Genomic DNA, 10931 nt, shown 5'->3' with positions numbered 1-10931 from the left:
GGCTCCCAGTAGACGACTGGGTTGATAGGCCGGATATGGAAGCCCTGTGAGGGGTGGAGTTGACCGGTACTAATAGGCCGAGGGCTTGTCCTCAGTTGCTCGCGTCCACTGTGTTGTTCTGAAACAACGACCCCAACCCGTTTGGCTACGGGGTTGGTGCGGTTGACAGTTTCATAGTGTTTCGGTGGTCATAGCGTGAGGGAAACGCCCGGTTACATTCCGAACCCGGAAGCTAAGCCTTACAGCGCCGATGGTACTGCAGGGGGGACCCTGTGGGAGAGTAGGACGCCGCCGAACAATTATTCCGAAAAGACCCCCTCCCTTCTGGGAGGGGGTCTTTTTGCATTTCCCGGAGACAGGGCAGAAGGCTTTCAAGCCGGCCCGGCCGAGGGGGCGGGCGCCGTCAATATGTCGCTAAAACCGCATGATCAGTCCACTGATCAGCGGAAAATCGCCGCTCACGCCGTAGTCTCGAAGGGAAGGGGAACAGGTGTCCGGGGGTGGCCCCGGGGCAGAGCCGGATCAAGAATGGTGCTCATGGGACGAGGCAGGCTGCGCATCTACCTTGGGGCGGCCCCCGGGGTCGGCAAGACGTACGCCATGCTCGCCGAGGCGCACCGGCGACAGCAGCGTGGCACGGACGTCGTGGTGGCGTTCGTGGAGGATCACGGCCGGCGGCTCACCGCGGAGCTCGTCGACGGGCTGGAGGTCGTGCCGCGCCGGCAGCTGGTGCACCGGGAGGCCGCGTTCACCGAGATGGACGTGGACGCCGTCCTCGCCCGCCGCCCGCAGGTGGCGCTGGTGGACGAGCTGCCGCACACCAACATCCCCGGCTGCCGCAACGCCAAGCGCTGGCAGGACGTCGAGGAGCTGCTGGCAGCCGGGATCGACGTGATCTCCACCGTCAACATCCAGCACCTGGAGTCGCTCGGCGACGCCGTCGAGGGCATCACGGGGGTGCGCCAGCGCGAGACCGTGCCGGACGCGGTGGTGCGCCGGGCCGACCAGATCGAGCTGGTCGACATGTCGCCGCAGGCGCTGCGGCGGCGACTGGCGCACGGAAACGTGTACGCGCCGGAGAAGATAGACGCGGCCCTGGCCAACTACTTCCGCCCGGGCAACCTGACCGCGCTGCGCGAGCTGGCGCTGTTGTGGACCGCGGACCGGGTCGACGAGTACCTGCAGAAGTACCGGGCCGAGCAGGGCATCGAGGGCACCTGGCAGGCCCGGGAGCGGATCGTGGTGGGCCTGACCGGCGGCCCCGAGGGGGCGACGCTGATCCGGCGGGCGGCCCGGATCGCGGCCCGTGTCTCCGGCGGTGAACTCCTCGCCGTCCACATCTCCCGCTCGGACGGGCTCTCGGGCACCGGCTCCCCGCAGACGCTGATCGAGCAGCGGGCCCTGGTGGAGAGCCTCGGCGGCTCCTTCCACGCCGTCCTCGGCGACGACCCGGCCGCCGGGCTGCTGGACTTCGCCCGGGGCGTGAACGCGACCCAGATCGTGCTGGGCACCAGCCGCCGGCCGGCCTGGCAGTACCTCTACGGGCCTGGCGTCGGCACCACGGTGACCCGGGAGGCCGGCGACATCGACATCCACATGGTCACCCACGAGCACGCCGGGCACGGACGCGGGCGGGTGCCGGTGCGCCGGATCACCGACCTGGGCCGCTCCCGCACCATCGCGGGCTGGCTGATCGGGCTGGCGGGTCCGCCGGTGCTGGCGCTGGTGCTGACCGCGATCGGCGGGCTGGGCCTGTCCACCGACATGCTGCTGTTCCTGTCGCTGACGGTGTGCGCGGCGCTGGTCGGCGGGCTGCTGCCGGCGATCGGGTCGGCGCTGGTCGCCTCGTCGGTGCTGAACTACTACTTCACGCCGCCGATCCACACCTTCACGATCAACGAGCCGCAGAACATCATGGCGGTGGCGATATTCACCGTGGTCGGCATCTCGGTCGCCTCCGTGGTCGACCTAGCGGCCCGGCGCACCCACCAGGCGGCCCGCAGCCAGACGGAGGCGCAGACGCTCAGCGCGCTGGCCGGTACCGTGCTGCGCGGCGCGCCGAACGGGGACGGGGTGCTGACCGCGCTGATGGAGCAGGTCCGGGAGACCTTCGGGCAGGAGAGCGCCGCGCTGCTGGAGCGTCCGGAGCCGCTCGGCGCCTGGGTGCCGGTCGCCACCGCCGGGCCGCGCCCGCCGGAGCGGCCGGAGGAGGCCGACGTGGACGTGCCGGTCGGCGACAGCCTGGCGCTGGTGCTGCGCGGCCGGGTGCTGCCGGGGGCGGACCGGCGCCTGCTCGGGGCGTTCGCCGCGCAGGCGGCCGTGGTGCTGGAGCGCCGCCGGCTGGCCCGGGAGGCCGCGGCGGCGCGCCGGGAGGCGGAGGGCAACCGGATCCGCACCGCCCTGCTGGCGGCGGTCTCGCACGACCTGCGCACCCCGCTGGCGGGGATCAAGGCGTCCGTCACCTCGTTGCGGGCGGCCGACGTCGAGTGGGCGCCGGAGGACGAGGCGGAGCTGCTGGCCGGCATCGAGGCCGGGGCCGACCGGCTCGACCACCTGATCAACAACCTGCTGGACATGAGCCGGTTGCAGACCGGCACCGTCACCCCGCTGATCCAGGAGACCGACCTGGACGAGGTGGTGCCGTTCGCCCTCGGCGGGGTGCCGCCCGAGTCGGTGCGCCTCGACGTCCCGGAGACGCTGCCGATGATCCGGGCCGACGGCGGCCTGCTGGAGCGTTCGCTGGCCAACCTGGTCGAGAACGCCGTCAAGTACAGCCCGGACGGCGTCAAGGTGCTGGTCAAGGCCGACGCGCTGCGTCAGCCGGGCGGTTCCGCGCGGGTCGAGCTGCGGATCGTGGACCGCGGCCCGGGTGTGCCCGAGGACGCCAAGGAGCGGATCTTCGCGCCGTTCCAGCGCTACGGGGACGCGCCGCGCGGCGCCGGGGTGGGGCTCGGGCTCGCGGTGGCGCGCGGCTTCGTCGAGGCGATGGACGGTACCGTCACCGCCGAGGACACCCCTGGTGGCGGCCTCACCATGGTCGTCAGCCTGCCCGCGGCCGAGCGGCCGCCGGAACCGGGGGAGGCGGCCGGTGACGGGCACGACCCGCTGTCGCGGCTGATCACGTGACAGCCGGTGGCCTGCCGCTCCGGCCTGTCGTTCCTCGCTTCCGCAATCCGTATGTTCAGTAAGTCCCACAGTCCGTAAGTCCGACAGCCCTGAAAGGCGGAGCCCGTAAATGACCCGGGTCCTCGTCGTGGACGACGAACCGCAGATCGTCCGCGCGCTGGTGATCAACCTCAAGGCCCGCAAGTACGAGGTCGACGCGGCCCATGACGGCGCGAGCGCCCTGGAACTGGCCGCCGCCCGCCATCCCGACGTCGTCGTCCTCGACCTGGGCCTGCCCGACATGGACGGCGTCGAGGTGATCCGCGGCCTGCGCGGCTGGACCCGGGTGCCGATCATCGTGCTGTCGGCCCGGCACGCCTCCGACGAGAAGGTCGAGGCCCTGGACGCCGGCGCCGACGACTACGTCACCAAGCCGTTCGGCATGGACGAGCTGCTCGCCCGGATGCGCGCCGCCGTGCGCCGCGCCGAGCCGGTCGCGGGCGAGGACGACTCGCTGGTCGTCACCGAGAGCTTCACCGTCGACCTCGCCGCCAAGAAGGTCAACCGGGACGGCGCCGACGTCCGCCTCACCCCGACCGAGTGGCACCTGCTGGAGGTGCTGGTCCGCAACGCCGGCCGGCTGGTCAGCCAGACCCAGCTGCTCCAGGAGGTGTGGGGCCCCGCCTACCGCACCGAGACCAACTACCTGCGGGTCTACCTCGCCCAACTGCGCCGCAAGCTGGAGCGCGACCCCTCGCACCCGCGCCACTTCATCACCGAACCGGGCATGGGCTACCGCTTCGAGAGCTGACCCCGGGGCGCCCCCGGTGGCCGTACGGCCTGCCGCCGGGGGCGCGGAAACCGGTACCCTTCCGACATGAGTGGTGACAACAGCAGCGACCAGCCGCAGGGGCGCTTCCGCCGCATGCTCAGCCGGCTGACCTCCTCGGCCGAGGAGCTGCAGGCCGAGGAGCTGCGCCAGGAGAGCGCGGCGGAGTCGGGCTGCACGCCGATCGCCGGCTGCGCGGACCGCGAGCTGGTCACCGTGGCGGGCACGCTGCGCACGGTGACGCTCCGCCCGCGGGCCGGGGTGCCGGCCCTGGAGGCCGAACTCTTCGACGGCACCGAGGCGCTGGACGTGGTCTGGCTCGGCCGCCGCTCGATCGCGGGCATAGAGCCGGGCCGCCGGCTCGTCGCCAGCGGCCGGATCAGCCACGCACGCGGGCGCCGCGTGCTGTTCAACCCCCGCTATGAGCTGCGTCCGGTCGGACACGGGAGCGAATGAGCGTGAGCAACCAGCCCGGCGGCGAGTCCGCCGCCCAGCTTGACCTGGCCGCGAACCACCACGCGCCGCCCGGCCCGCACGGACCCGGGGCCGCGGCCGACGCGGCCGTCCGCGAGGCCGTCGTCGCCAAGGAGGCCGCCGACAGCGCGGCCGAGGAGGCCGCCCGCAAGGCCGCCGCCTCCAAGGAAGCGGCCGACACCATTCTGCAGGCCTTCGGCGGCGTGCGCGGCATGATCGACATGACGCTGCCCGGCCTGGTCTTCATCGTCACCTTCAACATCACCCACCAGGTCAGCTCCGCCGCCTGGGCCGCGCTGGGCCTGTGCGCGGTGTTCGTGGTGACCAGGCTGGCCCGGCGGGAGACCGTCCAGCACGCCTTCAGCGGGGTGTTCGGCGTCGCCCTCGGCGCCTGGATCTCGATGAAGAGCGGCCGCGCCGAGGACTTCTACCTGCCCGGCCTGCTGTGGAACGTCGGCTACAGCATCGCCCTGGCGGTCTCCGCCCTGGTGCGCTGGCCGATGATCGGCGTGATGCTCGGCCCGGTCACCGGCGAGATGTTCACCTGGCGCAAGGAGAACCCGGGCCGGTTCGCCGCCTACACCAAGGCGACCTGGGCCTGGGTGGTGATCATGGGCCTCAAGCCGGTGATCCTCTTCCCGCTGTACTTCACCCACAACGTCAACCTGCTCGGCTGGCTCAAGGTCGCCCTCGGCATCCCGCCGATGCTGCTGGCGATGTACGTCACCTGGCAGATCCTGCTCAAGGCGCCGCCGCCGATCAAGGCGCAGTTCGACGACGACGAGGAGCCGGCCCGCTAGGCCCTGTCCGGCCGGAGCCCCGGCTCGCCGGCCCGCACGCGACGGGCGAGGGCCCGCACCCCTGGTGGGTGCGGGCCCTCGCCCGTGTCCGGTCCGCGCTTTCGGCCCTACTGGGCGCCGGAGGACGCCGACAGCAGGTCCTCCAGCTCCTCCTCGCGCTCCTGCGCGGCCACGAAGAGCAGCTCGTCGCCGCCCTCCAGGGTGTCGTCCTTGCCCGGCACCAGCACCCGGCCCTCGCGGATGATCGTCACCAGCGCGGTGTCCTGCGGCCAGGCCACGTCGCCCACCCGGGTGCCGACCAGCTCGGTGTCGGCGGCCAGGGTCAGCTCGACCAGGTTGGCGTTGCCCTGGCTGAAGCGCATCAGCCGGACCAGGTCGCCGACGCTGACCGCCTCCTCGACCAGGGCGGACATCAGACGCGGGGTGGACACGGCCACGTCCACGCCCCAGGACTCGTTGAAGAGCCACTCGTTCTTCGGGTTGTTCACCCGGGCGACCACCCGCGGCACCGCGTACTCGGTCTTGGCGAGCAGCGAGACGACCAGGTTCACCTTGTCGTCGCCGGTCGCGGCGATCACCACGTGGCAGCGCTGCAGCGCCGCCTCGTCCAGCGAGGTGATCTCGCAGGCGTCGGCCAGCAGCCACTCCGCCATGGGCACCCGCTCCACCGAGATGGAGTTGGGGTTCTTGTCTATCAGCAGGACCTCGTGCCCGTTCTCCAGCAGCTCGCCCGCGATCGAGCGACCCACGGCACCGGCCCCGGCAATGGCGACCCGCATCAGTGACCCTCCTCCTTCGGCCCCTGCGCGAACGCGGCCTCGACCGCCGTCAGGTCGCCCCGGCGCAGCATCACGTGCACCAGGTCGCCTTCCTGCACCACCATCTGGGGCGAGGGCAGCACGCCCTCGCCGAGCCGGGTGACGAACGCCACCCGGGCGCCGGAGGACTCCTCCAGCACGCCGATGCGGTGGCCGACCCAGCCCGGGGCGTAGGCGACCTCGGCCAGCTGGACGCCGCCGCTCGGGTCCTGCCACAGCGGCTCGGCGCCGCTCGGCAGCAGCCGGCGCAGCATCTGGTCGGCGGTCCACCGGACCGTCGCCACGGTCGGGATGCCCAGGCGCTGGTAGACCTCGGCGCGGCGGGGGTCGTAGATCCGGGCCGCGACGTTCTCCACGCCGAAGTTCTCCCGGGCCACCCGCGCGGCGATGATGTTGGAGTTGTCGCCGCTGGAGACCGCGGCGAACGCGCCGGCCTCCTCGATGCCCGCCTCGCGCAGGGTGTCCTGGTCGAAGCCGACGCCGGTCACCCGGCGCCCGTTGAACCCGGCGCCCAGCCGACGGAACGCGGTCGGGTCCTGGTCGACCACGGCCACCGAGTGGCCCTGTTTCTCCAGGGCTCTGGCGAGGGCCGAGCCCACGCGGCCGCAGCCCATGATGACGATGTGCACCGGCGCTACCTCACCCGTCCCGTAGGGTTCTTGACCTGCGCAAACACCGTTCATCTCCCTTTCCCGCCCGGCTTCCCTGGGCGAGCGTTCTCGTGGGGCGCCGACTCACAACCTGAGTGTTGCCCGCCGACTCGTATCCGACACGCTAGCCGGTCCATAGAACGCAGTCGCGACGAAGGGGGGGACAAACGGCGGAGCCCGGCCCGGGAAGCCCCTACGATTCCTTAACGTGCCTATGCCGACTGACCTACCGAAACGCATCCTGATCGGGCGCGCCCTGCGCAGCGACAAATTGGGCGAAACACTTCTGCCCAAGCGGATCGCGCTGCCCGTCTTCGCCTCGGACGCGCTCTCCTCGGTCGCGTACGCCCCCGAGGAAATCCTGCTGACGCTCTCCGTGGCGGGTGCCTCGGCGATCCACTTCTCCTGGCAGATCGGCGTCGTCGTCGCGATCGTGATGCTCGCGGTGGTCGCCTCCTACCGGCAGAACGTGCACGCCTACCCGAGCGGCGGCGGCGACTACGAGGTCGCGACCGTCAACCACGGGCCCAAGTCGGGACTCGTCGTCGCCAGCGCCCTGATGGTCGACTACGTGCTCACGGTGGCCGTCTCGACGACCTCGGGCGTCGCCAACGTCGTCTCCGCCGTCCCCGCGCTGCGCGGCCATGAACTGACCCTGTCGGTCATCGTCGTGGTGGTGCTGATGGGCATGAACCTGCGCGGCGTCCGCGAATCCGGCACCGCCTTCGCCGTCCCGACGTACGCGTTCATGATCGGCGTCATCGGTATGGTCGGCTACGGCTTCGTCCGGCACTTCCTGCTCGGCCAGGACATGCCCGCCGAGAGCTCCGGATTCCACCTCGCCGCCATCCCCGGCAACGAATCGCTGGCCGGGTTCGCCATGGTGTTCCTGCTGCTCAAGTCGTTCTCCTCCGGCTGTGCCGCGCTCACCGGCGTGGAGGCCATCTCCAACGGCGTGCCGGCCTTCCGCAAGCCCAAGAGCAAGAACGCCGCCACCACCCTGCTGATGATGGCCAGCATCGCCGTGGTGATGTTCATGGGCATCATCTGGCTGGCCCGCCTCACCGGCGTGCAGATGGCCGAGAACCCGGCCGAGCAGCTCGTCGGCTCCTCGCCCGGCTACCACCAGAAGACCGCGCTCGCCCAGATCAGCGAAGCCGTCTTCAACAACTTCACGCCCGGCTTCTACTTCGTCGCCGCCGTCACCGGCCTGATCCTGGTGCTCGCCGCGAACACCGCCTTCAACGGCTTCCCGGTGCTCGGCTCGATCCTCGCCCAGGACCGCTACCTGCCGCGCCAGCTGCACACCCGCGGCGACCGGCTGGCCTTCTCCAACGGCATCATCCTGCTGGCGATCGCCGCGATCCTGTTCGTCATCGCCTTCGACGCGGACCCCAACCGGCTGATCCAGCTCTACATCGTCGGCGTCTTCGTCTCCTTCAACATGAGCCAGTCCGGCATGATCCGGCACTGGACCCGGCTGCTGCGCACCGAGACCGACCCGGCCAAGCGCCGCCACATGCAGCGCAGCCGGGCGATCAACACCTTCGGCCTGGTGATGACCATGGCCGTGCTGATCGTCGTCCTGGTCACCAAGATCAGCCACGCCTGGATCGCGATCGCCGCGATGGTCGTGCTCTTCGTGATGATGAAGGGCATCCGCCGCCACTACGACCGGGTCTCCGAGGAGCTCACCGCCGCCGAGGAGCCGGACGACGTGGTGCTGCCCACCCGGGTGCACGCCATCGTGCTGGTCTCCAAGCTGCACAAGCCCGCGCTGCGCGCCCTCGCCTACGCCAGGCTCGCCCGCGCCCACACCCTGGAGGCCGTCACCGTCAACGTCGACCCGGCCGACACGGCGGCGCTGCGCCGGGAATGGGACGAGCGCGGCATCGAGGTGCCGCTCAAGGTGCTGGACTCGCCGTTCCGCGAGATCACCGGGCCCGTCCTCGACTACGTGAAGAACCTGCGCCGCAGCAGCCCGCGTGAGGTGGTGTCGGTCTACATCCCCGAGTACGTGGTCGGCCACTGGTACGAGCACCTGCTGCACAACCAGAGCGCGCTGCGGCTCAAGGGACGGCTGCTGTTCAAGCCCGGGGTGATGGTCACCTCGGTGCCGTGGCAGCTGGAGTCCTCCGAGCGGCGCAAACCGCAGAAGGCCTGGTCGGCGCCGGGTGCCGTCCGGCGTGGCGAGCCTCGGGCGCCGAAGGCCGTAAAGTCGAAGGTCCCCGTTATGCCAGACGCCACCGCTGACAGCAGCAAGGACTCCGCCCAGTGACCCGCAACACCCCGTCCCGCTCCTCCGGATCCTCGGGCAAGGGCGCCCGCAAGGGCGCCGCCGCCCCCGGCAAGGTCGCCCGGCCGCGCTGGGGCAAGCCCGTGCGCCCGGCCGCCACCGACCGCGACGGCTTCACCGCGCAGACCGCGCCGCTCGCGCCGGGCGAGCCTGCTCCCGCGCGTCCGGCGGAAGCCGACACGGGGAAGCCGAAGGCCGACCGTACGCAGAAGACCGACCGTACGCAGAAGACCGACCGTGCGCCGAAGACCGAGCGCACGCAGAAGGGCGAGCGCTCCAAGGACGGTGCGCCGAAGGGCGACCGCGCGCAGGGATCCCGCGCGCAGGCGTCCCGCACGCCGGGGGAGCGGCCGCGCAAGCAGGCGGTGCGGCCGCCGAAGGCGCTGCGCACCGCGCCGCGGGCCGCGCGGCCCGAGACGCCGACCGGCGATCCGCTGGCCGGCCAGCGCTACGAGGTCGAGGTCGGCCCGGTCGCGCACGGCGGCGGGCACTGCGTGGCCCGGCACGAGGGCCGGGTGCTGTTCGTCCGGCACGCGCTGCCTGGCGAGAAGGTGGTCGCACTGGTCACCGAGGGCACCTCCACCTCCCGGTTCCTGCGGGCCGACGCGGTCGAGATCCTGGAGCCCGCCAAGGAGCGGATCGCGCCGCCGTGCCCGTTCTCCGGGCCCGGCAAGTGCGGCGGCTGCGACTGGCAGCACGTCACCCCGGGCGGGCAGCGCAAGCTCAAGGGGCAGGTGCTGACCGAGCAGCTGGCCAAGCTGGCCGGGCTCACCCCGGCCGAGGCGGGCTGGGACGGCAGCGTCGAGCCGGTCGGCGGCAAGCTGCCGGCCGGGCAGGTGCCGACCTGGCGCACCCGCGTGCAGTACGCCGTGGACCAGGAGACCGGGAAGGTCGGCCTGCGCAAGCACCGCTCGCACGACGTGCAGCCGGTGGACCGCTGCCTGATCGCCGCCGAGGGCGTCACCGAACTCGGCATCGAGGCCCGCGACTGGCCGGGCATCGCCTCGGTCGAGGTGATCGCCGCGAGCGGCTCCTCGGACCGCCAGGTGGTGCTCACCCCGCGTCCCGGCGCCCAGCTGCCGCTGGTCGAGCTGGACAAGCCGGTGTCGATCGCCCGGGTGGACGACCAGGGCGACATCCACCGCGTGCACGGCCGCAGCTTCGTGCGCGAGCGGGCGACCGGGCGGACCTGGCGGGTCAGCAACGGCGGCTTCTGGCAGATCCACCCCGAGGCGCCGGACACCCTGGTCGGCGCCGTCCTGGACGGCCTGGACCCGCAGTGGGGCGAGAACGCGCTCGACCTGTACTGCGGCGTCGGCCTGTTCGCGGGCGCGCTGGCCGACCGGGTCGGCGAGGAGGGTGCGGTGCTCGGCATCGAGTCCTCCAAGCAGGCCGTGGCCGACGCCCGGCACAACCTGGCCGCGCTGGACAACGTGCGGATCGAGTGCGACCGCGTCGAGACGCTGCTGCCGCGCACCGGCATCACCGCCACCGACCTGATCGTCCTGGACCCGCCGCGCTCGGGCGCCGGGCGCGAGACCGTCGCGCACCTGGTCGGCCTGGAGGCGCGCCGGATCGCGTACGTCGCCTGCGACCCGGCGGCGCTCGCCCGGGACCTGGCGTTCTTCCGCGAGGGCGGCTACCGGCCGGTCTCGCTGCGGGCCTTCGACCTGTTCCCGATGACGCACCACTTCGAGTGCGTGACGATCCTGGAGCCGATCGGGAAGTGACCCGGCGGCCCTCCGGGGTGCTGACTGACGGGCTCTGACCGCGTTCGAGGCGGTTCGGGGCGGTCAGAGGCAGTCCGGGGGAGTTCGGGGGAGTTCGTCGGAGGAGACGGCAGAGGAGGGGGGGGCCCCGCGGCCCGGGGGGGGCGCCCCCCCCCCCGCGGGGGCGGCCGGCGCGGGCGGGGGTGTGAGCCCGCGCGCCCCGGCGGGGGGGCTCGCGCAACACTCGGGC

At 72.1% G+C, this 10931-nt stretch carries 8 protein-coding genes and 2 rRNA genes; 8 read left to right on the top strand and 2 right to left on the bottom strand.

The features are described from left to right. The 6 genes from ACFV6D_RS06950 to ACFV6D_RS06925 all read left to right on the top strand — a co-directional run. Positions 1–93 (top strand): 23S ribosomal RNA (locus ACFV6D_RS06950); the annotation flags it as partial. Between the two features lie 87 nt (positions 94–180). Beyond that, positions 181–297 (top strand): 5S ribosomal RNA (gene rrf / locus ACFV6D_RS06945). A 240-nt stretch (positions 298–537) separates the two neighbouring features. Further along, positions 538–3126, top strand: coding sequence for an ATP-binding protein (locus ACFV6D_RS06940; RefSeq protein ID WP_380371189.1), 2589 nt, complete (start codon positions 538–540; stop codon positions 3124–3126). 109 nt (positions 3127–3235) lie between these two features. Continuing rightward, positions 3236–3916, top strand: coding sequence for a response regulator (locus ACFV6D_RS06935; protein ID WP_063347600.1), 681 nt, complete (start codon positions 3236–3238; stop codon positions 3914–3916). Positions 3917–3982: 66 nt separating this feature from the next. Further along, the gene (locus ACFV6D_RS06930; RefSeq protein ID WP_063347599.1) at positions 3983–4390 is read left to right on the top strand and encodes an OB-fold nucleic acid binding domain-containing protein; all 408 of its coding nucleotides are present in this window, start codon (positions 3983–3985) and stop codon (positions 4388–4390) included. A gap of 2 nt (positions 4391–4392) precedes the next feature. Continuing rightward, positions 4393–5208 carry a DUF3159 domain-containing protein gene (locus ACFV6D_RS06925; protein WP_244293354.1) on the top strand — a complete coding sequence of 272 codons (816 nt, stop codon included), beginning with the start codon at positions 4393–4395 and terminating at the stop codon, positions 5206–5208. Between the two features lie 107 nt (positions 5209–5315). On the opposite strand, the gene ACFV6D_RS06920 is transcribed toward ACFV6D_RS06925, so the two are convergent. Next, positions 5316–5987 (bottom strand): TrkA family potassium uptake protein, encoded by a 672-nt coding sequence (locus ACFV6D_RS06920; protein WP_063347598.1) that lies wholly within the window; start codon positions 5985–5987, stop codon positions 5316–5318. After that, a complete protein-coding gene (locus ACFV6D_RS06915) occupies positions 5987–6655 on the bottom strand; it encodes a TrkA family potassium uptake protein (RefSeq protein ID WP_063347597.1) in 669 nt (222 codons plus the stop codon). The genes ACFV6D_RS06920 and ACFV6D_RS06915 overlap by 1 nt, the downstream gene beginning before the upstream one ends. Positions 6656–6884: 229 nt before the next feature. On the opposite strand from ACFV6D_RS06915, the gene ACFV6D_RS06910 reads away from it, so the two are divergent. Next, positions 6885–8954 (top strand): APC family permease, encoded by a 2070-nt coding sequence (locus ACFV6D_RS06910; RefSeq protein ID WP_107452862.1) that lies wholly within the window; start codon positions 6885–6887, stop codon positions 8952–8954. A 401-nt stretch (positions 8955–9355) separates the two neighbouring features. Next, positions 9356–10702, top strand: a complete 1347-nt coding sequence (locus ACFV6D_RS06905; RefSeq protein ID WP_380485543.1) for a class I SAM-dependent RNA methyltransferase — start codon at positions 9356–9358, stop codon at positions 10700–10702. Positions 10703–10931 lie beyond the last annotated feature (229 nt).

The organism is Kitasatospora sp. NPDC059812 (genome assembly GCF_042732075.1).
Taxonomy (GTDB): domain Bacteria; phylum Actinomycetota; class Actinomycetes; order Streptomycetales; family Streptomycetaceae; genus Kitasatospora.
The sequence above is the reverse complement of the archived record's forward strand: the minus strand, read 5'-3'. Positions and strand labels throughout refer to the sequence as shown.

Coding starts and splice junctions, on each gene's coding strand:
- ACFV6D_RS06940 (WP_380371189.1), top strand. CDS start 538: ATGGGACGAGGCAGGCTGCGCATCTACCTTGGGGCGGCCCCCGGGGTC.
- ACFV6D_RS06935 (WP_063347600.1), top strand. CDS start 3,236: ATGACCCGGGTCCTCGTCGTGGACGACGAACCGCAGATCGTCCGCGCG.
- ACFV6D_RS06930 (WP_063347599.1), top strand. CDS start 3,983: ATGAGTGGTGACAACAGCAGCGACCAGCCGCAGGGGCGCTTCCGCCGC.
- ACFV6D_RS06920 (WP_063347598.1), bottom strand. CDS start 5,987: ATGCGGGTCGCCATTGCCGGGGCCGGTGCCGTGGGTCGCTCGATCGCG.